Below are 24,469 nucleotides of genomic sequence, written 5' to 3'. Positions count from 1 at the left end.
TCAAAATAAACACTATTTCAAACAAATGAGAAAAACGGTAATCATCGCCTTAGTATTATTTATCACGACTATAACATCGCAAGCACAAGTAAAAGTAAGCCCGGGGCTTCGCGCAGGTACAAATTTTTCAACATTAAGCAATATTGAAGATGCCAGCTTTAAAACTGATTTTTATGTAGGTGCATTAGTCGCTATAAAATTTAATAAATATTTTACCCTTCAACCCGAATTAACCTACTCCAGACAAGGCTCTGAAGGAATTTCTTATGATCCTCAAAATCCATATATTAGAAGTTATAAAAAAGAATATGAGTTAAATTATCTTTCGGTTGGCGCTGTTGCCAAATATCATTTTAACGGAAGTGGTTTTCATATCTTAGGCGGTCCTTCTGCAGATTTCAAAACAAGTGATAATTTCAAACAAAATGAATTTGACCCGATTGACTTTGATCTTTCGATTATTGGAGGATTTGGTTATTCGTTACCAAACGGATTAACGTTTGAAGCCAGAATTAAACAGGGTCTTATTGACATTTATGGTTATAACGAATATCAATATAATAACAACAATAATAATAACCGTTATGACGATGCCATCTTAAATCAGGTTTTCCAGATTGGTGTGAGCTACACCTTCAAAATGAAATAAAAACAAATAAAACACAAATAGAAAATAAATAAAAAACCAAATGAACAACAGAAATCTAATAATTGCAATAGCCCTTTTTTTTACAGCCCTGAACCTGCAAGCACAAGTAACGTTCAGACCCGGAGTTCATGCCGGACTAAACATTTCAAAATTCACAGATTCGGATTTTGGAAACAAAACTGATTTCTATATTGGAGCATTTGGAGCTTTAAAACTTTCTAAAGTGTACACTTTACAACCGGAATTGACCTACTCCAGACAAGGAGCTAAAGGAAGTAACGTTCCGATGGGATATACCAGCATTTATAACCCGTCAACAAATACATACACTACAGTTTATAACGAAGGTAGTGTCGATATTTCTTTGCAATATCTTTCTGCCGTTACCATTAATAAATTCAATTTAACAAACGATTTCTATTTGTTAGTAGGTCCGTACTTTGATATTCTTGTTGGCGATGATGTTAAAGTTAATCCTAAAAGCAGAGAAAGAGATTTTAAAAAAGGAGAGGATGTTGACTTAGGAATTGTAGGAGGTCTTGGATACAGTTTAAAAAATGGAATTTCCTTTGAAGGAAGAATCAAAAAAGGGCTTACCAATTCTTTTACCAACTATTATAGCTACAATTATTCAGATGCAACCAATTTAGTATTTCAATTGGGTGCCACTTATACCTTTGGAAAAAAATAAAAAATGATGAGTCAAAAAAAAATAGTTTTCCTCCTGTTTGTTTTTTTTACAATACTACAGACACAAGCTCAGGTTAGTTTTAAACCCGGCTTAAGGGGAGGATTGAGTCTTTCTTCCATTTCTGAAATGCATGGTGATTACAAACCTGATTTTTATGTTGGTGGTTTTGGTGAAATTAATTTAACCAAACGTTATGCACTTCAACCGGAAATCACGTATACCAGACAGGGTTCTAATGACGTTGCCCGAAATTATTTTGAGGCCGGTACTTCAATAGAAAAAGTGGAACGCCTGGATTTAAAACTCGATTATCTGTCGTTAAGTTTACTTAATAAGTTTACTTTTGGACCTGGTATTCAAATCCAATTCGGTCCCTCATTAGATGTGTTGGTAGATGATAATTTAGCGATCACAAAAAATAGAAATGATATATCTTTTATTTCCGGAGTTGCTTATCGCTTCCCTTCAGGTCTGACAATTGAAGCCCGTTTTAAAAAAGGTTTTCTTGACGTATTGGACAGCAGTTATTATTCCAACAACTCCAATAATTATTACTGGTTAGGGGAATACAATGTAAATAACAGTTTTCAGTTTGGTGTTTCTTATATATTCGGAAAATAGATACTATGGTTTTAAAAGATTTTTACAAGATTCTTTCGGAGGAAAAAATATCCGATTCGAAATACAATATCACGATTTTGGTCAATGAAAAACACGAAATTTTCAAAGGTCATTTTCCGGGAAACCCCATTATGCCTGGTGTCTGCATGATTCAGATTATCAAAGAACTTACAGAATCAATTACTGCAAGTTCTTTGATGATTCAAACTCTTTCTAATGTAAAATTCATGGCGCTTATCAATCCAGAAGCGACTCCTGAATTACGTTTAGAATTGGATATTGCCACTACAGAAGAGCAGTTGGTTAAAGTAAAAAACACTACGTATTTTAATGATACTGTTGCTTTAAAATTAAGCAACACTTATAAAAAAATATAATTATGAAACTTTTACTCTCCTTACTTTTATGGTTCAGTTTTGTCGGTAATCCGGATTTAGCTTCCATTCGCAAAGCTTATCCTGACGTTAATAAATCAGAAGCTAATGCTAAAAGTTTTGTAGAAAAGCTCTCCGGTGTTTCAAACAATGACGATAAAATCTTAGTCGCCTACAAAGCTGCTGCGATCTTATTGGATTCAAAATTTGAAAAAAAACTGAAAGAAAAAATGAATCGCTTCAAGGAAGGGGCAAAATTGCTGGAATCAACCATTGCAAGCGAACCAAACAATATTGAAATCCGAATGATTCGGTTGAGTATTCAGGAAAATGTACCGGGAATTACGGGTTACAAAAAAAATATTAAGGAAGACAAAAAGTATATTACCACCCATTACAGCGAGCAAAATGCCGCTTTAAAAGAATACCTAAAAGATTTTGTTTTACAATCTAAGAGTTTCTCTGACAAGGAGAAGCAATTTGTAAAGTAAACAAAGAAAAATCTCCCACATGAAACCTACTTTACCACAGCAGGACCTGATTAATTCGACGCATTTTTGTGTGCTTGTTCCCACGTACAACAACCACAAAACTTTAAGAAAAGTCTTAGATTCTGTTTTGGATTTCACTCCCAATATCATCATCATCAATGACGGTTCTACTGATGAAACCAGCACTATATTAAAAGACTATTCGTACTTAACTCAAATTCACCACGCCAAAAATTCAGGAAAAGGAATGGCTTTGAGAAATGGTTTCAAAAAAGCAATTGAACTGAATTTTGAATATGCCATTACTATTGATTCTGATGGTCAGCATTTTGCTACCGATATTCCAAATTTTCTTGTCGAAATTCAAAAGCAACCCGATTCTTTATTGATCGGAAGCCGAAATATGACACAGGAAAATGTGCCTAAAAAAAGTAGCTTTGGTAATAAATTCTCCAACTTTTGGTTTTGGTTCGAAACCGGAATTAAACTCGACGATACACAATCGGGTTTCCGTTTGTACCCGTTAAGACTCATCCCGAAAAAATATTATACCAATAAATTTGAGTTTGAAATTGAAGTTATCGTTCGCTCTGCCTGGAAAGGTATTTTGGTGAAAAATATCCCAATTCAAATTTTGTATGACCCTACGGAACGGGTTTCACACTTTCGTCCTTTCAAAGATTTTACCCGAATCAGTATTTTAAATACCGTTTTAGTTCTCAATGCCCTTTTGTACATTAAGCCCCGGGACTTTGTTCGAAAAGCAAAAAAAAAAGGTTTTAAAAGATTCTTTCTCGAAGACATTTTAGAAAGCAGTGATTCCAATTTCAAAAAAGCAGCTGCTATTGCACTGGGCATTTTTATCGGAATTTCGCCTTTTTGGGGATTTCAAACCGTATTGCTTTTGTTTTTTGCTACTCTTTTTAAACTCAACAAAGTCATTGCTTATTTGTCATCCAATGTGAGTTTCCCTCCTTTTATTCCATTTGTAATTTATGGATCATTAAAAATGGGCAGCTATTTTGTGTCCACAGATACGCCTTTGGTTTTAGACAGTTCCGTGACGTTTGATGATATTCAAAAAAATGCAACACAATATATCGTCGGAAGTCTTATTTTAGCATCCGTTTTAGCGCTTTCAGTTGGTCTTATCAGTTATTTACTTTTGACCGCTTTTAGTTCTAAAAAAAATAAATAGCAAATAAAGGTTTGCCACAGATTAAGAAGATTAAAAGGATTTCAAATCTGTGATCTTTCGCCACGAACTTCACAAATTAAACGAATTAATTGGTGGCAATTCGCGTAATTCACGGCAAAAAAACTGTTTAATCCTTTTAATCTGTGGCAAAAAAAACAATAAAAAAATAATTATGCATCACTATTTCTACGCCATTCACTTATTTGTAAACCGAAGAAAAACCCTATCGGTTGTACTGGCTGTTGCGATGCTTTTTGTGTTTGGATTTTTTGCTTCTCAAATTAAATTTGAAGAAGATATTACCAAAATTATTCCGACAAACGACAAATCAGATGTTACGGCAAAAGTGCTTAAACAGCTTAATTTTGCAGATAAAATTACCGTTATTTTCAAACTCGAAAAAAACGGAACCGAAGAAGATTTAACCCAAATGGCAACTGCTTTTTCTGACAGTGTTGCGGTATCCTGTAAGCCTTATATCACCGGAATTCAAGGGAAAGTTGACGAAGAAAACATTCAGGAAACTATCGATTTTGTTTACCACAATCTGCCGCTTTTTCTGGATACTGAAGATTATGCTGCCATCGGGAACAAGCTTCAAAAAGACAGTATTGCGGCGACCGTTCAGGGCAATTATAAAGCAATTATTTCGCCTTCAGGATTTGTGACCAAAGATTTTATTTTACAGGATCCGTTGGGAATTTCTTTTATTGCTTTAAAAAAATTACAACAACTAAACGTTGGGGATGATTTCACCCTCAATAATGGTTTTGTTATGACCAAAGACAAAAAGAAATTATTGCTTTTTATCACCTCCAATCTTCCGTCGAGCGAAACCGAAAAGAATACTCTTTTTGCCGCCAAGCTTCAATCAATTCAGGACCATCTAAATCAGAAATTCAAAACCAAAACTTCGATCAGTTATTTTGGTTCGGCTTTAATTGCGGTTGCCAATGCCAATCAGATTAAAAGCGATATTATTCTGACGACCTCCATCGCGATGATCACTTTGATGTTGATTCTGATTTTGTTTTACCGAAAAATATTGATCCCGTTAATTATTTTTCTGCCAACGGTTTTTGGTGGTCTCTTTGCTGTGGCTTTTCTGTATTTTATAAAAGATCAAATTTCGGCCATCTCCCTCGGAATTGGCTCTATTTTATTGGGAATCACAATTGATTATTCCATTCATATCCTCACCCATTACAAACACAATAGCGATGTAAAAACGTTATACAAAGACATTACAATGCCTGTTATTATGAGTAGTTCAACAACTGCTGTGGCCTTCTTGTGTCTGCTTTTTGTAAAATCTGATGCCTTGAATGATTTGGGAATTTTTGCAGCCGTGATTGTAATGTCTTCTGCTTTTTTCTCGCTCTTAATTGTTCCGCACTTGTACAAACCAAAAGAGCATACTCCTGAGCATAAGAAAAATGTAATCGATAAACTCGCTCATTTCTCCTTTCACAATAATAAATTCTTAATCGGATTTTGTGTTCTCATTACGATTGTTTGCTGCTTTACTTATAATGATGTTGGTTTCAACAATGACTTATCGCAATTAAATTTCGTTCCAAAAGAAATAAAAGCGGCCGAAAAAGACCTCGAAGAAAGCACTAGTCTGACTTCAAAAACCATTTATGTTGCTTCGTACGGGAAAAGTATGGAGGAAGTGCTGCAAAACAACAGCCGTCTTTTTGCTCATTTGGCTAAAGAAAAACAGCAACAGAAAATACTAAATTTCAGTTCTGTCGGCGGTATTATGCTTTCAGAATCTGCTCAAAAACAAAAAATCGATCAATGGAATTCGTTTTGGGATACCCACAAAAAACAACTTTTGCAATCCGAATTAGTTGCCGAAGGTTCCAAATTAGGTTTCAAACCCACAACATACGCGACATTTTTTGAGCATTTAGATTACAATTTCAAACCCATTACACCCGCCGATTATCTAAAAATTCAGGCGTTGCAATTGCATGAATTTGTAACAGAAAAGAAAGGCTTTTATACCATTTCGACCTTAGTAAAAGTAACTCCTGAACAACGTGATCCTTTTATAAAAGAAGCGGAAACTCAAAAAGACCTGATTGCAATTGACCGTCAACAGATGAATGAAACATTCTTTAGCACTTTAAAGACTGATTTTAATTCTCTTGTAAATTATTCTTTTGTGGCTGTAATTCTGATTTTATTTTTCTTTTTCAGAAGAATTGAATTGGTCATCGTAAGCTGTATTCCGATTGTTTTGACCGGAATTGTTACAGCAGGAATTATGGGGATTTTTGGCATTCAGCTAAATATTTTCAGTATGATTGTCTGTACCCTGATTTTTGGTCATGGAGTCGATTTCAGTATTTTCATGACCAGTGCGCTTCAGAAAGAATATACAACCGGAAAAAACGAAATTGCCATCTACAGAACTTCCATTATTCTGGCAGTAATCACAACTATCTTAGGAATTGGTGCGATGATTTTTGCACACCATCCTGCGCTTAGATCTATTTCGTCTATCTCCCTAATTGGGGTTTTTGCCGCACTTATCATCACCTTTATTTTTTATCCGATTCTGTTCAAACTGTTTTTATCGAATCGTCCTAAAAAAGGAAATGCTCCTTTTGAATTGCGCAGTTTTGTTCACGGTGTTTTGTCTTTTGCCTACTATGGACTTGGTGGTCTTTTAATGTCTCTTTTCAGTTTAATCGTGATGCCGATTATTCCGTTAAACGAAAAAACAAAAATGAAAGGCTTTCGATATGCGATTTCAAAATTCATGAAATCGGTGTTGTATACCAATCCATATATTCATAAAAAAGTCATTAACAACTTTAATGAAAATTTTGAAAAACCGGCTATTATTATCGCCAATCATTCTTCTTTTCTTGATATTTTATTGGTGGGAATGCTCAGTCCAAAAATTATATTTTTAGTAAATGACTGGGTTTACAATTCGCCAATCTTTGGTGCGACCGTTCGAAAAGCGGGCTTCTATCCGGTTTCTGAAGGACTCGAAGGCGGTGTTGAACATCTCCGTCAGAAAGTAAACGAAGGCTATTCGTTAATGATTTTCCCGGAAGGAACACGCTCAGAAAGCAATCAGATTAAACGTTTTCACAAAGGTGCTTTTTACCTTGCCGAAGCATTTAATTTAGACATTCTTCCTGTTTTGATTCATGGCGCTTCAGAAGCCATTCCGAAAGGCGATTTTGTAATTCACGACACCACACTTACCGTTTCTATTCTGGAAAGAATTACACCTGATAATCTTTCGTTTGGCAAAAATTACACCGAAAGAACAAAACAAATTGGTGCTTATTTTAAAAACGAATTTGCTAAAATCCGCCAAGAATTAGAAGGCCCGAAATATTTCAAAAAAATGCTTTTGCACAGTTACGATTACAAAGAAATTGAAATCGTAAACAGTGTAAAAAACGATCTGAAGGCCAATTTAGAAACGTATCACAATCTGAACCAACATCTTTCGACGAAGGCTAAAATATTGCATTTATCAAACGATTATGGGCAACTGGATGTTTTGTTGACGCTACAAGAGCCACAACGAAAAATATATTCCTATACTAAAGACGAAGAAAAATTGGCCGTTGCAAAAACCAATTACATCGTTTCAAAAAGAAAAATCACTTATCTGGACCATTTTGATCTGACTTTACAAGATCAATACGATGCTGTTTTAATTTCTGACGAAAACTATAAAAATGACCTTGAGAAAATTGTTGCTACAACTTCTGTCGTTATTTTAATTGATGCTTCCGATTTAAAAGACACTTTGACTAACTTTGGCTTTAATTCGGTTTTAGACAAAGACTCCATAATTATATTAAAGAAAAACTAGGATGAAAGAGCATTACGACGTCGTAATTGTAGGAAGCGGTTTAGGCGGTTTAGTTTCGTCTATAATCCTGGCGAAAGAAGGCTATAGCGTTTGTGTGCTGGAAAAAAACAATCAATATGGCGGAAATCTGCAGACTTTTGTGCGCGATAAAACCATTTTTGATACCGGAATTCATTATATCGGAGGTCTGAGTGAAGGGCAAAATCTGCACAAATATTTTAAATATCTAGGGATAATTGACCATTTGAAATTAAAAAAAATGGACGAAAATGGTTTTGATATGATCTCATTTGAAGACGATCAAAACGAATATCCACATGCCCAAGGGTATGATAATTTTGTAAAACAATTAGAAACCTATTTCCCCGAAGAGAAAACCAACATTGAAAATTATTGCGATAAACTAAGAACTATCTGCGATTCTTTCCCACTTTATAATCTGGAATGGGGAGGCAAATATGACAATGCCATTTTAGAACTAAATGCGAAGGCAACCATAGAAGAATTTACACAAAACGAAAAGTTAAGAGCCGTTTTGAGTGGTTCGAATTTTCTGTATGCCGGAATTGCAGACAAATCTCCTTTTTATGTGCACGCGCTCTCGGTAAACTCCTATATCCAAAGTTCCTGGCGCTGTATTAATGGTGGAAGTCAGATTACAAAGCAACTGCTGAAACAGTTAAAAAAACACGGTGGAGAATTTTACAAACACAAAGAAGTTATTCATTTTCCTGTTGAAAACAACAAGGTCACATCGGTAAAAATGAAGGACGGAACAGAAGTTTCGGGTACCTATTTTATTTCAAACATTGAACCGAAAACTACCTTGAAAATGGTCGGGGAAGAAAATTTCAGAAAGTCGTTTTACAGCAGGATTCAAAGTCTGGAAGGTGTTATTTCTGCCTTTAGTCTTTATATTGTTTTCAAGCCAAAAAGTTTCAAATACATCAACCATAATTATTATCATTTTAAGAACAGCCAGGAAGTCTGGACCGCTCATGAGTATGATGAAAATTCATGGCCAAAAGCCTATATGGCATCCATGAATGCCTCAGCAAAAGAAGAAGAATGGGCAGACGGGATGACTTTTATTACTTACATGAAATATGATGATGTTTCGCCATGGGTAGATACCCATAATACGATCGTGGACAAAAAAGATCGCGGCGAAAGTTATGAAGAATTTAAAACCCGAAAGGCTGCTGCTTTTTTAGATCAAATCGAAAAGAAATTTACAGGAATCAAAGACTGTATCCAATCCGTTCATACTTCTACGCCACTTTCTTATCGCGATTATATTGGCGGTGATAAAGGCAATATGTACGGTTACGTCAAAGATTCAAATAGTCCGATGAAAACCCTGATTGCCTCCAAAACAAAATTAGACAATCTTTATCTCACAGGTCAAAGCATCAATATGCACGGTGTACTGGGGGTAACAATCGGAGCTGTAGTAACCTGCTCGGAAATTGTAGGCAAAGAATATCTGGTTGACAAAATAAATCAAGAATCTGAATAAGTAAGCATTATGAAAAGCAGAAGAATACTTCTTTTCTTTATCGGTATTTCGATGCTGCTAACTTCTTGTGGTATCTCAAAATCAAAACATCATTTACCTGATGTTGCCAGTTATAATGCAACAAAACCGGTAGTGACAAAACAATCGGACAGCGCTTTTGTGTCCGGAAGAAATTCGTTTTTAAAAAATAAACAAGGTCTTTGGGAATTGTATGTCGAAGGAGATCCGCTTGAAATCGGTCTTAGCACCGGTGCTTTAACAGATTCCCTTTTAAAAAAACAGGAGCAGATTTTTTTCTCGCGAATTGAAGATATTGTTCCCTCTAAATTCCAGCAAAACTTGCTTCGTAATTTTCTAAAATGGTACAATCGAAAATTATATCTCAATGTTCCTAACGAATATCAGGCCGAAATCTATGGTATTTCGCAATATACTTCACATACTTTTGACAATCTGGCGCCACAATATCAACGCAATTTGTACCTGCATGGAGCACACGATATTGGCCATGCTCTACAAGATTTGGCCTTGGTCGGTTGTTCCTCTTTTGCTGCCTGGAATGAAAAATCGGAAGACGGAAATCTGATTTTAGGACGCAATTTTGATTTTTATGTCAATGAGGCTTTCGCAGAAAATAAAATAGTTGCCTTTATTAATCCAAAAGAAGGATATCCTTTTATGATGGTAACCTGGCCCGGAATGATTGGGGCAGTTTCGGGAATGAATAAAGAAGGACTTACCGTAACCATAAATGCCGGAAAATCGAAAATTCCTTTGAGCGCCAAAACACCAATTTCTATTCTAACCAGAGAGATTTTACAACACGCACAAAACATAGAGGAAGCCATTGCAATTGTCAAAAAGAGAAACGTATTTGTTTCCGAATCCATCATGGTTGGAAGTGCACACGATAACAAAGCTATTCTAATCGAAGTCTCACCCAAAAAAATGGATGTGTACGATGTTCCCAACAGTGATCAATTAATTTGTTCCAATCATTTTCAGAGTGCTGCTTTTAAAGATGATAAACGAAATCAATTTCAAATTGCCAACAGTCACTCGGAATATCGTTTTGAAAGAATGCAGGAACTCCTTAGTCAAAACACAAAAATTAACCCTCAAATTGCTTCCGAAATCCTCAGAAACAAAGAAGGTTTACAAAATAGTACCTTGGGTTATGGCAATGAAAAAGCGCTAAATCAGCTGATGGCGCATCACGGAATTATTTTCAAACCGAAAGAAAAAACGGTTTGGATTTCAGCAAATCCCTATCAATTAGGCGAGTTTGTCTGTTACAATTTAGATTCTGTTTTTAAAGAACGGAAAACAAATCCTCTTCTTTCGTTTGAAGAAGAAAACCGGAACATCGCCAAAGATCCTTTTTTACAAACAACAGCCTTCAAAAACTATAAAAAGTTCAAAACTGAAGATCATAAAATAGATGTATACCTAAAAAATAAAACAAAAATTCCTTTTGATTTTATTCAACAATATCAATCATTAAACCCTGATTATTGGGTTGTGTATTATAAAGCAGGGTTGTATTTTTACCAAAAGAAATACTTTAGACTTGCGCAGGAAAACTTTGAGAAAGCATTGACCAAAGAAGTCACAACAGTTCCTCAAAAACTGGCAATTGAAAAATATTTAAAAAAACTCAAAAGAAAATGAACATGATTCCATCAATAGAAAAGGATTCTTTAGAACAAATTAAAATTTTTCAAGAGCAAAAATTAGCCGACCTTTTAGCCTATGTCAGTCAACATTCTCCCTTTTACAAAAGACTTTTTTCAGGACAGAATATTGACCTTTCAAAAATAAAAACGCTTGAAGATTTACAGCATTTACCCGTAACTACAAAAGAAGATTTACAGCAATACAATGACGATTTTTTATGTGTACCACAACATAAAATTATCGATTACGCCTCAACTTCAGGGACTTTGGGCGATCCTGTAACTTTTGGTTTAACCGATTCGGACTTGGACCGATTGGCTTATAACGAAGCCATTTCGTTTGCCTGTGCCGGAATCGCAGAAGGAGATGTTGTGCAACTTATGACGACAATTGACCGTAAATTTATGGCTGGTTTAGCCTACTTTTTAGGACTGCGAAAACTAAAAGTGGGTGTCATTCGGGTAGGCGCAGGAATCCCGGAATTACAATGGGATTCTATTTTAAAATACAAGCCTTCTTACTTAATAACGGTTCCTTCTTTTTTATTGAAATTGATTGAATATGCCGAAATTCACGGAATAGATTATAACAACTCCAGCATAAAAGGCGCTATTTGCATTGGAGAATCGCTGAGAAATCAGGATTTTTCGATGAATACGTTATCCAAAAAAATAACAGATCAATGGAATATTCAGTTGTTTTCGACTTATGCTTCTACAGAAATGAGTACCGCTTTTACAGAGTGCGAGCATGGAATCGGAGGGCATCACCATCCGGAACTAATCATTACGGAAGTTTTAGACGAAAATAACAATCCCGTAAAAAATGGCGAAGCAGGCGAATTGACCTTTACTACTTTGGGCATTGAGGCCATGCCGTTACTGCGTTTTAAAACCGGAGATATTGTACAGCTTCATGATGAACCTTGTGCTTGCGGAAGAAACACTTTTCGAGTAGGTCCGGTAATTGGTCGTAAAAAACAAATGATTAAATATAAAGGAACAACCCTTTATCCGCCGGCAATGAATGATGTGCTAAGCGATTTCGACAATATAGAAAATCACCTTATTGAGATCTCTACCAATGATTTGGGAACAGATGAAATCCTTATAAAAATAGCCGTAAAAAGTCAAACTCCTGAGTTTTTACAGGAAATAAAAGACCACTTCAGAGCCAAACTGAGGGTTACTCCAAAAATTGAATTTGCCTCAAAAGAAGTTTTAAACCCACTGGTTTTTAACCCAATGAGCAGAAAACCTATTCGCTTTTTTGATTTTAGGAAGACAACTGTTTAGGTTTTTTTTAAACCATATAAGTGATGTAAGTTCATATAAACTGGGTGTTTTGCCTCGCTTAACTTGTATCACTTAGATGGTAAAGGTAACGTTTCTAGCTTTGCAACTACCTCCTGCTTCACTGAACTTACATCACTTATATGGTGAAACCAACCCACAGCTTTGCAACTCCCTTCTACTTCACTGAAATTGCATCACTTATATGGTGAAACCAACCCACAGCTTTGCCCCTTTCTCCCTTTGCCCCTCTAAATAGCAATCAATTAAACTAAAAGTTGTAATTTTGCACAAAATATTGAAGATGGTCAAGATTGGCAACATAGAATTACCCGAATTTCCTTTATTACTAGCACCGATGGAAGACGTGAGCGATCCGCCGTTTCGCAGATTATGCAAAACGCATGGCGCTGACTTAATGTACTCTGAGTTTATTTCGTCGGAAGGATTGATTCGTGATGCTATTAAAAGTAGAATGAAGTTGGATATTTTTGATTACGAACGTCCGGTTGGTATTCAGATTTTTGGTGGTGATGAAGAAGCGATGGCCCTTTCGTCTAAAATTGTTTCTGCCGTAAAACCCGATTTAGTAGATATCAATTTTGGATGTCCTGTAAAAAAAGTAGTTTGCAAAGGTGCCGGTGCCGGAGTTTTAAAAGATGTTGACTTGATGGTGCGTTTGACTAAAGCTGTTATTCGCAGTACTGATTTACCGGTAACCGTAAAAACACGTTTAGGCTGGGATGACAACTCTATCAATATCGATGAAGTTGCCGAAAGGCTTCAGGATATTGGCGTTCAGGCTTTGACCATTCACGCCAGAACCCGTGCCCAAATGTATAAAGGTCATGCCGACTGGTCGCATATTGCACGTGTAAAAAACAACCCAAGAATTACAATGCCCATTTTTGGAAACGGCGATATCGACAGCCCCGAAAAAGCATTAAAATATAAAAATGAATACGGTATTGACGGTATCATGATTGGTCGTGCTGCCATTGGTTATCCATGGATTTTCAACGAAATCAAGCATTATTTTAATACCGGTGAACACTTAGCTGCTCCAACGGTCGGAGATCGTGTTGAAGCCGCCAGAAACCACCTGCAATGGTCTATGGACTGGAAAGGCCAGCGTTTGGGAATTGTAGAAATGCGTCGTCATTATACTAATTATTTCAAAGGAATTCACTCTTTTAAAGAATACAAACAAAAATTGGTTACAACCGATGAACCTGAAATTTTATTCGCCATTATGGATGAAATTAAAGACGTTTATGCCGGATACGAATTTGTTTAAAAGTAAAAAGACCTTCATTTTTGAAGGTCTTTTTTTATGTTATTAAATTGACATGAAAAACATTCTTCTCAGAAAAAAAACTATTCGCTCTTACACTTGTTCTTTGTAATTTTTATCCTATTTTTGATCAAAACAAGAAAAATCTTAAACTCAACTAACTATGAGCCGGATAGAAAAAAGCAAACCCAAAATCCACAAATTACTACTATTTTTATTCCTGACAATGACACTAACTAATTGTCAGAAAGAAGAAAACAATACGGAACAGAACAAAAACATAAAAACCGTCAGTATTGATGAAACTCTTGGGTTTCTAAAAGAGCATGCTATAACAACAGACGCAACAACAAGTAAAAAAACTGTTTTGTCGCCCGATACAGCAAATATAACTCAGGAAAAAATAATAAACAGCGATCAGTTTATGACGGTAATACCCGTATTCTCAACAGAAAAAGAAAGCACCACCCGACTAGTTCTACTTAAGGTACACAATGTACTGAAATCGGCTATAGTAAAAATGACTCCGGATCAAAAGGTATCAACTGAATTTTTCTCGGGAAAACTATTTCTTTATAGAATTGACGGTAGTCTGATTACTGGTTTTAAAGTAGAAAATGGCCTTTTGGTTATACAGTATTTTGGAGCAGAAAAACGAATCAGTAAAAGTACTGGTGGTGAGATAGAATTACGTGAGGTTATCATTATTAACCGATATCACAAATCATATGCTTTGGATGTTGAATATTTTGACTGGGCTTCAGGTGGGGCAAGCCCTGAAAGTTCAGCTGACATGAGTTATATGTGGGGGTCATCAGACGGCGGTGGAGGGAATTCAAATCCTCCGCAAAACAACACAGGTTTAGACCCTTGCGAGACAGCAGCACAGGCTACTTTAGATGCTAAATCTACTACTTTTACAGCTGCGAAAGCAGCAATAATTGCCGCAAGTTCAGACGGAAAAGAACACAGTATCACTTTAGGAAGAAGTACTTACAATGAGATAAGTCAAGCTCCGATGAATAACGGAGGACAATATAATGTTGTAACAAATACAACTTGGCCTGGAGCATTTGCGGTTTTACACAACCACCCAAATAATACTAAACCATCTGCTGGCGACATCTATGCCAGTGTTACATTGAATGAAAAAAGTGTTTTCTTTAACACTTCTTTTGTTTTAACTGGTGGTGAAGTTTACGCAATTGTGGTTACAGATTTAGCAGCAGCACAAGCTTTTGTAAAAGCTTATCCAGCTTACATAAATCCACCTAATACTCCCGAATTTCCCGATAGTTTATTTTATGAAATGGAAGCGCTCAGACCAGCTATGGGATATAGCCAAAATGGATTAGCAATAGCAATGGCATATGTTTTAGATCAGCACAATTCAGGAATAACATTATTTAAACAAGATAGCACGGGTGATTTTCAACCTATAAAAATTAAACAAATAACACAACCTAATGGGAATAAAGCATACACTACAGTTCCTTGCTACTAAACAAAAAAAATATAACGTCATGAAATTTACATTAAAAATAATCCCTATCCTATTACTATTTATGAACGTTGCATGCAATGCACAACAAATCGTTCAACTACCAAAAGATGCTTATAAATTAAAAACAAATGAACAGCAGTTTCTAAATAAACCCTTGAAAAATTTGCTAAAAGAAATAAAACCGGAAATAAAAACTGCCTGGGCGACTCTAGGAGAACAGTCCTATTTCTCTTTTTATTTTACTGATCCAGAAGCATTTAAAAACGGGAGTATAATAGAAAAAAACAACATCGGCTTATTTATCTACGTAAAAGAGCCAATTGATTGGGTATTTGAAAAAAGATCAAAAGACAAAGAACTATTTTGGACAAAAGAAGATGCAGAAAAATACGGAAATCTTACAGTAATTCGAATTAAAGTAATTGGCAAAGATTAACAAATCTTTTCATCTCAAAATTAAGTAAAATGAGCCATCCAAACTTTAGTAATTTGGATGGCTCATAATTTGAGTTAAGCAAAATTTAAGAATCAAAAACACATTATAATGTTTGTAATTCCTTTCTTGTTATGAACTATAGCTCAGAAGTACCACAATTGACACACCTATCTAACGATACTTAATAAACGTAAATAAAAAGTGTACCTGTCAACAAATCTTTAAAAGAAACAGACCCAGAAATCAAGATTATTCACAAAACATTAAATGTCTCCTATTACTTTATTGATTCCAAAATTTTAGCAGCCATCTCATTTTGTCCATTTTCACTGGTGATGTAAGCTCTGTCTTTTTCGTTAGACAAAAATCCCATCTCTAACAGTACGGCAGGACAATTAGCATTTTTCAAGATATAAAAAGGAGCTTCGTTTATTCTTCTTTTCAAAAGATTTTCACCCGAAACTTCGGTAAGGATTTTCTCTGCTTTTTCTTTCGACTTTCCGTGAAATTCTTCTCTTGATGTGATATAAGCGTCAACTCCGTTGGTTTCAAAACTTTTCGAAGAATTGATATGCAATGAGATGACCAATTCAGGTTTGATGTTATTGATTATGGAAACTCTTTCGCTAAATTCCATAAAGTGATCCCCATCACGAAGTAATACGATTTCGAGATTAGCATCTTTATTGAGTTCTTTTACTTTTTTAGCAATCGTTTCTGAAATGATCTTTTCCTGAAAACCATACATCGCTACACCGAAATCATGGCCACCATGACCTGCGTCAATAACAATTACTCTTTTTTCTGCAGCAGGTTTAAAAGCAAAAAGGACAAATAATAATGCTGTACTAAGGATTCCTAAAATTTTGGTGCTGGTTTTCATGCTAGTTTATTTTTTGGTTTATTAATCAATTCTAACGAGACTGATTAAGAAATATTGTACAAAAATAAAACTTACACCTGAACACGTTTCCACTTTCCACGTTTGTAAAAGAAAATACCTGCCAATGTTATAGCGGTTTCAGCAACCGGAATTGCGATGAAAACACCTGTTGGTCCCATCTGGTAATGCTTCGCCAGTAAAAAAGCCAATGGTATCTGGAACAACCAAAATCCAAAGAAATTAATTCCCGTTGGTGTCCACGTATCTCCTGCTCCGTTGAATGTATTTATTAAAACCATTCCGATTCCGTAGAATACAAAACCAATACTCATAATTTGTAAAGCCTCGACTGCGATGGTTTTTACACTTTCGTCATTGGTGAAAAAAGAAATAATATATTTTCCCAAAACTAATGTAACTACCATAATTGTTGCCATAAAAATGACATTGTACTTCGCTGTTGTCATAACCGATTTCTCGGCACGATCAATTCGCTTGGCTCCTAAATTTTGTCCAACCAAAGTGGCCGCTGCATTACTAAGTCCCCAGGCCGGAAGTATAAAAAACATCATGATTCTAAGAGCCGTCTGATATCCGGCAGAACCGTGATCACCTCCTGTTGTTGCTACCAATTGCGCCAGAAAAATCCAGCTGCAAGAGGCAATTACAAATTGTAAAACACCCGGAGCAGCAATTTTTACCAATGCTTTTATTTGTGTAAAGTCAGGAATAAAATAAGCGGCATAAATTCTCAACACGCCTTTCCCAAAAAACAAATGATACAATTGGTAAAATACCCCGATACTTCTTCCTAAGGTAGTTGCTATCGCGGCACCAGTCAGTCCAAAAGCGGGAATTGGGCCAAAGCCGTTAATCAAAATTGGACATAAAATGATATTGCAAATGTTGGCCAACCAAAGACTTTTCATGGCAATAGCCGCATTTCCGGCACCACGAAAAATTCCGTTAATCAAAAACAAAAGCATGATACATAAACTTCCGCCGATCATAATTTGGGTAAATCGATAGCCATGTTCAGCCGCATCAAGTGAGGCTCCCATGAATATCAGAATCTCTTTGGCATAAATAAAACCTAAAATACTCATTACACTGTTGATTACAAAAGCGATAATTATAGCCTGCATTCCGGCTTTTGCAGCTGCAATCGGATCTTTCTCTCCAATACGTCTCGCTACAACAGCTGTTGCTGCCATACTAATTCCTATTGCAATCGAGTATACAATTGTTATTACAGATTCTGTTAAACCAACGGTTTGAATGGCAAAACTACTGTGTTCCAAATGGCCAACGAAGTACAAATCGACAAGCGCAAATACCGATTCCATCATCATTTCTAAAACCATCGGTATGGCTAGTAATATGACTGCTTTTTTAATGCTTCCTTCGGTATAATCAAAAGACTCGTCTCCTTTGATTGCTAATTTTAATGTGGTGAAAATTTTAGAAAATAAACTCTTCTTTATGGTTGTTTCTGTCATGATATATTAAGATAAATGTAAAAATGAGCCCAGATGCAAAGACCTGAACTGAAGAAAAAAAACGTAAGTATCCTAATTATTCTAAAAAATAAAAATAGGACTAGGCAGAAACAATCATAAACTTGAATTTTTAAGACGATAAATATAGGTATTATTTTCTTACTAAGAAAACACTAATCTAATAGTCTTTTACTTACCCGGCTACTGGCAATTAAAGAAGCTACAAAACCAAGAGAAATAATGGTTCCCATTACGATCAGTACGTTTTCTAAAGTAAAAACGACCGGATACGCCAAAGTTGGTGTAATCATAATTAACTCATACTGTTGTTGCAGTACGACCAGGATAATACCCAGCACAAGGCCAATAACGCCACCAAAAACACTTAGTAATGTTCCCTGAAGTAAAAATATTTTTCTCAGATCATTGATTTCCGTACCCAGATTAAAAAGGGTTTTAAGATTTCCTTTTTTATCTAAAATCATCATAATCAAAGCCCCGATCAAATTAAAAAGTGCCACGATAATCACGAGGGTAAAAATAAGATAAACCGCTATATTTTCGGTATTTAGCATTTTATACAGAGACTCGTTAAGTTGCGCTCTGTTTTTTACAGTAATTTTATTTTTGAAGATCGTTTCTAATTGAAGGTTAATTGCCTTTTCATCGGCATTTTCCTTTATATTAAATTCAATTCCTGAAATCTGATTCGGTTTGTACAGCAATAATTCCTGTGCTAAACCTAAGTCGGCAAACACGTATTTTGAATCTAAATCTTCACTAATGGAATAAATCCCGACCGGTAAAACATCTGTTTTATTAAATGCTTCTTCGGGATTTTCAAAAGCTCCTTTTCCCGGTTTAGGCGCGAATATTTGCAAGGGATTTTCGAAATCTAATATGCCCATCGAAAAATCTCTTGCAATTCCATAACCAACGACTACCTGATAGGTGTCCGGTTTTAGCCATTGTCCGTTGAAAAGTTTTTTTCTGATATCGTTTACAGCAACATAATTGCTGTCAACTCCTTTTATGTAAGTAACTTGTTGTTTGTCTTTAAACAGAAACAAAACACGCTCTTCAATAATTTTTGTATACGAAACGACCCCATTAATTTCTTTAATCTGTTTTTCCTGATCGGGTGTAATCAAAAATGATTTTCCGTAGGTACTGGTCATTTTTAAATCAGGGTCGATTTCATTTGTAAACGAAAGACTAAATACTTTTAATCCGCTAAAAACGGATAACACCACAAACAAAGCCATCGTACCAACAATAATCCCCATGCTGGCAATATAATTGATAATATTTATAGCATTGTTTTTACTTCTGCTAAAAATATAACGCTTGGCTATGTAAAATGGGAAATTCAATTTATGATTTTCTTCTTTTTTCTAAAAGATCACGATTTTCAATTGGATTTTCTCTGTTAGATAAGGCATTATCAATTTTCTCAATATAATCTAAAGAGTCATCGATAAAAAATACCAAATTAGGTACACGACGTAATTGCAAACGAACGCGTTGTGATAAATCGTGCTTAATTAAAGTGGAGTTTGATTTTATACCCTCTAAAGTTTCTTTGGCTTTCTCCTGAGGAAAAATGCTTAAATATACGGTAGCAACCGATAAATCTGAAGTAACACTTACTTTGGATACTGAAATTACTAAATTATTAATTCCATTTTTTCTCACTTCACCTTGCAAAATATCAACCAAATCTTTTTGGATGACACCGCCTATTTTTTTCTGTCTATTTGTTTCCATACTGCAAAAATACTATTTTAAATTTCAATCAATACCATTTCAAATAAACAATAGGCTGATTTTTGCATTCGCAGTGGTTTTAAGGTGTTTTTACTCTTCTTTTTTTTAAAGTTTTTCATTCATTACCCTTAGCAGATAATGGAATCTTTAGTTGCATTTTTTTGACCATCGCTATGATGAGACCTTTATTAGAGTGATATGATTAAAAAAAGTTCATAAAAAAAGGGAGCTTGGCTCCCTTTTTTTATCTATTCTGCAACCAACCTTCCGGATTGTTATTTGATGTATTTTGAAGAATCAGAAACTTAATGATTGTTTTTCCGGTATCACCACTGGTTCTTACTTTTCCAATACTTTGTTTGATATTTACTTTATCTCCTTTATTTACAAATACCTGACTTAAATTCTGATATACGGTAAAATAATCTCCATGCTGAATCATAACGGCCCTGTTAATTGGAGATAAAACCATGATGCTTGCTACTTCTCCCGCAAATACGGCACGGGCATTTGCTCCTTGTTCGGTCGTAATCTCCACACCTGAATTGTGTACGGTTAATGACGGATAAAGCGGGTGCGGCTGATCTCCGTAACCAAGAGAAATAAATCCTTTTTCTACTGGCCAAGGTAATTTTCCTCTGTTTGCTTTGAAATCGGCAGCTAAAATTTTTCCTTCCGGTGTCAATGCAATTTTAGAAGAGGAAACTGGTACATTTGATGCTGTAGATCCCGGATTTTCTTTTGCTCTTTCCAGCGCTGCTTTTCTGTTGGCCTCCGCAATAGCTTCACGAATCAAACGATCAATTTGTCTGTCGATTCTTTTTGCTTCCTGCTGCTTGCTTTTGGTATCGGCAATGATTTTATTTTTATCTTTTTTGATTGAGTTAACCAGCTTTTGTTGCTCTTTTTTCTCAATCTCTAAAGCGGAACGCTCTTTCTGATTTTCGGCAATAATTTTTTTCTTGACTTGCCTTTGACCGTTTAGTTTTGTGTTGAAATTTTCTAATTCTGCCGTTTTAGATTGAATTTCCAAGCCTTGATTTTTTCTAAAATTCGTATACTGTTTTAAATACTGCGCTCTTTTATAAGCTTGCAAAAAACTTTCCGAAGATAAAATAAACATAGCCCTGCTCTGCTCTGAACGGCTTTTATACGATTTAAGAATCATCTTGGCATAATCCTCTTTTAGAATCGCCAATTCTTTTTTCAGTTTATTAACCTTAACTTGGTTAATATACATATCGTTACTTAAAAGTTTCTCCTGTTTTGCCGTAGTATTAATCAGCTTTTCTTTCAGCTTAATTTTATTGGCCTGAATTAAAAATACATTTACCGCTGATTTTTCTTTTTTCTTTACGGATTGCAACATCTTTTCGTTATCTCTAATTTCCTGCTGAATCTGAGCTTTACGCTGTTCCAGCTTTTCTTGTTGCGAATCTTGTGCCCACAGCATTGTAGAGGCACATATAAAAATCAGACTTAGGAGAAATTTCGGCATGTTTCTTTTTTCTTTTTGCAAATTTACTTAATTATAACCTTTTTATAGCCACTTGGTACGCTATACGGAAAAGAAAGTTGTTCGTTGAACGAAATAGTATTGTAATTTAAATTAATATCTGTTTTTCCTTTCGGCTGAATCGCATTAATTTCGATTGCCGTTGGAAGTGTTCCCTGATCAAAAACTTTACTGTCAGAATATTTAATTTCTAACATTCTGTTTTCTGATGGTTGTGAAATTTGTTCCTTTTGCAACAAATATTTTTCCGGCTCCAGAAAGAATACTTTTTTGATATTCGCTTCTTTTTGATCTTCCAAACGAAAGAGGTTTTCTACAATAGTTTGTGTGTAGTCTCCTTTTCTTAAATCTTCTAAAGCCTCACCTACCAATAAATTTTGTACCTTACTGTAATTCAATTCTGTACCCAACCATTTACTCAAACTTGTAAAGTCGCCTTCGTAGTAAGTACTGTTTATTTTTTCGTAATAACTTACAGCTGTCGGCGTTATCAACGCTTTTGCCATGGTAATTCCCAGAAAACGAACACTTATTAAAATCTGTTTGTCTTTTTCGATTTTTATCTCGGCCGAAACATTTTGACTTTGTTTTTCATCGACATACCTCGCACTTGCTTTTATGTATACGGTTGAAAAATCTAATTTATTATCGTAATGTTTTTCTATTGCTTTTTTGTCTTTTTTTGCCTCAACTACTTCCGTTTTATTGTTTTGTACGGCAACAGCTTTAGATTTACAAGAAATCACAAAAACGGACATCGATAGTATTATTATATACTTTTTCATTTACTCTTTACTTTTTTTTCTTCAATAACTCATTTGCCTTCAAAAAGTATTCCTCTTTTTTCTTGGCATCTCCTAACCCATTGTAAGCCTCTCCTAACTGAATATTAAAATTCGATTCCAGTTTTATATCGTCAACTACATAATCCAGTCCCATTTCTAAAACCGTTTTTGCATTTTTAAATTGCTTCAATTGATTGTTCCCTAAACCGGCATAATAATAAAATTGCGGTTGACTCGGGTACACTTCAATCATATACATGGCTCTTTTTGTCATAGGCTCAAATTGTTTTGCCTGTGTATAAGCCTCTAACAAAAGCAAATTGGTCTCGCGATCGGTATCTGAGTTTGATTTTAGATCTTTCTCATAATACTTAATGGCGTTTTCAAATTGATTTTTGCTGTGATAAAACTTTCCTATTTCTTTTGCAACATCAATTTCTTTATCATTATCAAAATAAGAAATCGCTTTTTCCAGATCCGGAGCGTACTGCGGATTTTTATTCACATAAATCAAAAATTCATTTAAGGTACGGTGTTTTATTTTTGAATCAATTTTTGCACTTGATAAAATTACATTCATCGCCTTAATCGCTTTATCAGCCTGATTGGCATCTAAATATCCCTTAAACAAACTGACCTGAGCCCAATCTGAAGTCGGAATTTCTTTTGCCAATTGTTTGGCAACGTCTATAGCCTTGTCTGTTTCTTCTCCTTTTGAATACAGAAAAATCAGGTTTACGTAATTGGATTCTTCTTTTGGGTTCTTCTTAATCTGATCAATCAAATTGCCAATCTCTGCATTTTGATATTTCCCCTGAGACATGATCTGATTTTTATAAATTTCACGATCTGATGATTTCCCAAACTTGTCGTTCATTTCATTAATCGCAACCAACGCTTTATCGTATTGATTGGTTATCATGTATATCGAAATCAAATCGTCCTTATACTCTTCATCAAACAAAATGATTCTTTGAATGGTTTCAATTGCGAGATTGTAATTTTTGGTTTCAAAACTTACATCATAAATCCCAAGCCAAAACCATTTGTTTTTTGGATCTAACTGAGTCGCTTTTTCAAAAGAATCCTGTGCATTTTTATAATCTTTTAAAGCCAGATAATTTTTACCCAATTCGAAATAAGCAACTGCATCATTGGGTTTTAACTTGATACATTTCTGCAACGAAACGATTGCCTTATCATAATTTTCAATTCCTTTTTGCTTTAATGATTCGAAAAAAGAGTCTTTATATTCATCTGTAACCATAGCAATATCCTCCGGTTCTGTCTGAGCCATAACCGACATCGTATTACCAAAGAAAACAGAAAACAAAATTACTAAAACTCCCTTTTTCATCATTTTTATAATTTCATTTAAAACAAAAGAATACTACCTGTCTATTCTAAAACCGAATAATCACCAATACTAATACTGGTAAACTTACCATCATAGCTAACGTGATTTCCGATCATCGCATTGTCTAAATTAGCATTTTTTATTTGAGAAAACGTTTGTACCAGACTATTTTTAATGGTACTGTCAATCACATGACATCCTTTTCCTAATGAAACGTTTGGTCCTACCGTTGCGTTTTTCAACACTACGTTTTCACCAATATAACAAGGCGGAATAATTGTTGCGTTTTCTAATTTCACATCAAAATCTACCAAATGTTCTCCATCGTTATGCAAAAATCCGAGCATTCTCGTATTTGTTTCAACAGTCACATCTTTGTTTCCGCAGTCCATCCACTCATCAACACTTCCGGTTTTAAAAACTTTTCCGTTTGCCATCATGGCTTTAATTCCGTCGTTAATCTGATATTCTCCTCCATTTTGGATGTTATTGTCCAAAACGTTCTGAAGTTCTTTTTTCAAATCACCCACTTCTTTAAAGTAGTAAATTCCGATAACAGCTAAATCACTTACAAACTCTTTTGGTTTTTCAACCAATTCAATAATTTCATTGTTTGCGTTTAATTTTACAACACCAAAAGCTTCAGGTTGTTCTACTTGTTTTACCCAAATTACCGCGTCAGCTGATGGATCTAATTCGAAATCAGCTCTGATTAAAGTATCGGCATAGGCAATAACTGCCGGACCCGATAACGATTCTTTTGCACACATAATAGCATGTCCGGTACCTAAAGGTAAATCCTGACGGTAAATAAATGCTTTTGCTCCTAAACTACCTGCTAACTCTTCCAGACTCTCTACAAGGTCATCTCCAAAAAAAGCAGGATCTCCAAGTATAAAAGCAACTTCATCAATTGGTTCTTTTAATATCTCAGCAATGTCTTCAACCAAGCGATGAACGATTGATTTCCCTGCAACTGGAATTAATGGTTTAGGAACAGTTAAAGTATGTGGTCTAAGTCGTGATCCACGACCTGCCATTGGAACGATTATTTTCATTTGTT

21 protein-coding genes are annotated in these 24,469 nt (G+C 35.1%); 13 read left to right on the top strand and 8 right to left on the bottom strand.

Translation table 11 applies throughout. The annotated features are described in order from the left end of the window. The first annotated feature begins 25 nt into the window (after positions 1 to 25). The 13 genes from LNP23_RS04985 (at position 26) to LNP23_RS04925 (ending at position 15,599) form a co-directional block, all read left to right on the top strand. Positions 26 to 649: a porin family protein gene (locus LNP23_RS04985; RefSeq protein ID WP_230004145.1), complete on the top strand. Its 624-nt coding sequence runs from the start codon at positions 26 to 28 to the stop codon at positions 647 to 649. Positions 650 to 689: 40 nt separating this feature from the next. Then, positions 690 to 1,340, top strand: a complete 651-nt coding sequence (locus tag LNP23_RS04980; protein ID WP_230004143.1) for a porin family protein — start codon at positions 690 to 692, stop codon at positions 1,338 to 1,340. Between the two features lie 6 nt (positions 1,341 to 1,346). Continuing rightward, positions 1,347 to 1,961 (top strand): outer membrane beta-barrel protein, encoded by a 615-nt coding sequence (locus tag LNP23_RS04975; RefSeq protein ID WP_428979175.1) that lies wholly within the window; start codon positions 1,347 to 1,349, stop codon positions 1,959 to 1,961. A 5-nt stretch (positions 1,962 to 1,966) separates the two neighbouring features. Continuing rightward, positions 1,967 to 2,338 carry an ApeI family dehydratase gene (locus LNP23_RS04970; RefSeq protein WP_047774694.1) on the top strand — a complete coding sequence of 124 codons (372 nt, stop codon included), beginning with the start codon at positions 1,967 to 1,969 and terminating at the stop codon, positions 2,336 to 2,338. Between the two features lie 2 nt (positions 2,339 to 2,340). Next, on the top strand, positions 2,341 to 2,826 hold the full coding sequence (locus tag LNP23_RS04965; RefSeq protein ID WP_230004139.1) for a hypothetical protein: 486 nt from the start codon (positions 2,341 to 2,343) through the stop codon (positions 2,824 to 2,826). Positions 2,827 to 2,845: 19 nt separating this feature from the next. Then, entirely contained in the window at positions 2,846 to 4,024 is a 1,179-nt protein-coding gene (locus tag LNP23_RS04960) for a DUF2062 domain-containing protein (protein WP_230004138.1), read from the top strand. Between the two features lie 172 nt (positions 4,025 to 4,196). Further along, complete coding sequence (locus LNP23_RS04955) at positions 4,197 to 7,877, top strand: 1-acyl-sn-glycerol-3-phosphate acyltransferase (RefSeq protein ID WP_230004136.1); 3,681 nt, start codon at positions 4,197 to 4,199, stop codon at positions 7,875 to 7,877. A 1-nt stretch (position 7,878) separates the two neighbouring features. Continuing rightward, complete coding sequence (locus LNP23_RS04950; RefSeq protein WP_230004134.1) at positions 7,879 to 9,396, top strand: phytoene desaturase family protein; 1,518 nt, start codon at positions 7,879 to 7,881, stop codon at positions 9,394 to 9,396. 9 nt (positions 9,397 to 9,405) lie between these two features. Next, positions 9,406 to 11,067, top strand: coding sequence for a C45 family autoproteolytic acyltransferase/hydrolase (locus tag LNP23_RS04945; protein ID WP_230004132.1), 1,662 nt, complete (start codon positions 9,406 to 9,408; stop codon positions 11,065 to 11,067). Between the two features lie 2 nt (positions 11,068 to 11,069). Beyond that, positions 11,070 to 12,368 carry a flexirubin biosynthesis putative acyl-CoA ligase FlxY gene (gene flxY, locus LNP23_RS04940; protein WP_230004130.1) on the top strand — a complete coding sequence of 433 codons (1,299 nt, stop codon included), beginning with the start codon at positions 11,070 to 11,072 and terminating at the stop codon, positions 12,366 to 12,368. Between the two features lie 301 nt (positions 12,369 to 12,669). Next, entirely contained in the window at positions 12,670 to 13,662 is a 993-nt protein-coding gene (gene dusB, locus LNP23_RS04935) for a tRNA dihydrouridine synthase DusB (protein WP_047774678.1), read from the top strand. Between the two features lie 160 nt (positions 13,663 to 13,822). Continuing rightward, a complete protein-coding gene (locus LNP23_RS04930) occupies positions 13,823 to 15,163 on the top strand; it encodes a hypothetical protein (RefSeq protein WP_230004128.1) in 1,341 nt (446 codons plus the stop codon). Between the two features lie 19 nt (positions 15,164 to 15,182). After that, positions 15,183 to 15,599 (top strand): hypothetical protein, encoded by a 417-nt coding sequence (locus tag LNP23_RS04925; RefSeq protein ID WP_230004126.1) that lies wholly within the window; start codon positions 15,183 to 15,185, stop codon positions 15,597 to 15,599. A gap of 277 nt (positions 15,600 to 15,876) precedes the next feature. Here LNP23_RS04925 and LNP23_RS04920 read toward each other — a convergent pair whose 3' ends face one another. From LNP23_RS04920 to LNP23_RS04885, 8 genes are all read right to left on the bottom strand, one after another. After that, positions 15,877 to 16,482: an N-acetylmuramoyl-L-alanine amidase family protein gene (locus LNP23_RS04920; protein ID WP_230004124.1), complete on the bottom strand. Its 606-nt coding sequence runs from the start codon at positions 16,480 to 16,482 to the stop codon at positions 15,877 to 15,879. Positions 16,483 to 16,553: 71 nt separating this feature from the next. Next, positions 16,554 to 17,981 carry an MATE family efflux transporter gene (locus tag LNP23_RS04915; RefSeq protein ID WP_230004122.1) on the bottom strand — a complete coding sequence of 476 codons (1,428 nt, stop codon included), beginning with the start codon at positions 17,979 to 17,981 and terminating at the stop codon, positions 16,554 to 16,556. Positions 17,982 to 18,154: 173 nt separating this feature from the next. Then, positions 18,155 to 19,354, bottom strand: coding sequence for an ABC transporter permease (locus LNP23_RS04910; protein ID WP_230004120.1), 1,200 nt, complete (start codon positions 19,352 to 19,354; stop codon positions 18,155 to 18,157). A gap of 1 nt (position 19,355) precedes the next feature. Next, a complete protein-coding gene (rbfA, locus tag LNP23_RS04905; protein ID WP_047774669.1) occupies positions 19,356 to 19,748 on the bottom strand; it encodes a 30S ribosome-binding factor RbfA in 393 nt (130 codons plus the stop codon). 244 nt (positions 19,749 to 19,992) lie between these two features. Further along, complete coding sequence (locus LNP23_RS04900; RefSeq protein WP_230004118.1) at positions 19,993 to 21,246, bottom strand: murein hydrolase activator EnvC family protein; 1,254 nt, start codon at positions 21,244 to 21,246, stop codon at positions 19,993 to 19,995. Positions 21,247 to 21,269: 23 nt separating this feature from the next. Beyond that, on the bottom strand, positions 21,270 to 22,049 hold the full coding sequence (gene lolB1 / locus LNP23_RS04895) for a lipoprotein insertase outer membrane protein LolB1 (protein ID WP_047774665.1): 780 nt from the start codon (positions 22,047 to 22,049) through the stop codon (positions 21,270 to 21,272). 7 nt (positions 22,050 to 22,056) lie between these two features. Next, a complete protein-coding gene (locus LNP23_RS04890) occupies positions 22,057 to 23,406 on the bottom strand; it encodes a tetratricopeptide repeat protein (protein ID WP_230005138.1) in 1,350 nt (449 codons plus the stop codon). 41 nt (positions 23,407 to 23,447) lie between these two features. Continuing rightward, on the bottom strand, positions 23,448 to 24,464 hold the full coding sequence (locus LNP23_RS04885) for a sugar phosphate nucleotidyltransferase (RefSeq protein ID WP_230004116.1): 1,017 nt from the start codon (positions 24,462 to 24,464) through the stop codon (positions 23,448 to 23,450). Between the last annotated feature and the right edge of the window lie 5 nt (positions 24,465 to 24,469).

Source organism: Flavobacterium cupriresistens, assembly GCF_020911925.1.
Classification (GTDB): Bacteria; Bacteroidota; Bacteroidia; order Flavobacteriales; family Flavobacteriaceae; genus Flavobacterium; species Flavobacterium cupriresistens.
The sequence above is the reverse complement of the archived record's forward strand: the minus strand, read 5'-3'. Positions and strand labels throughout refer to the sequence as shown.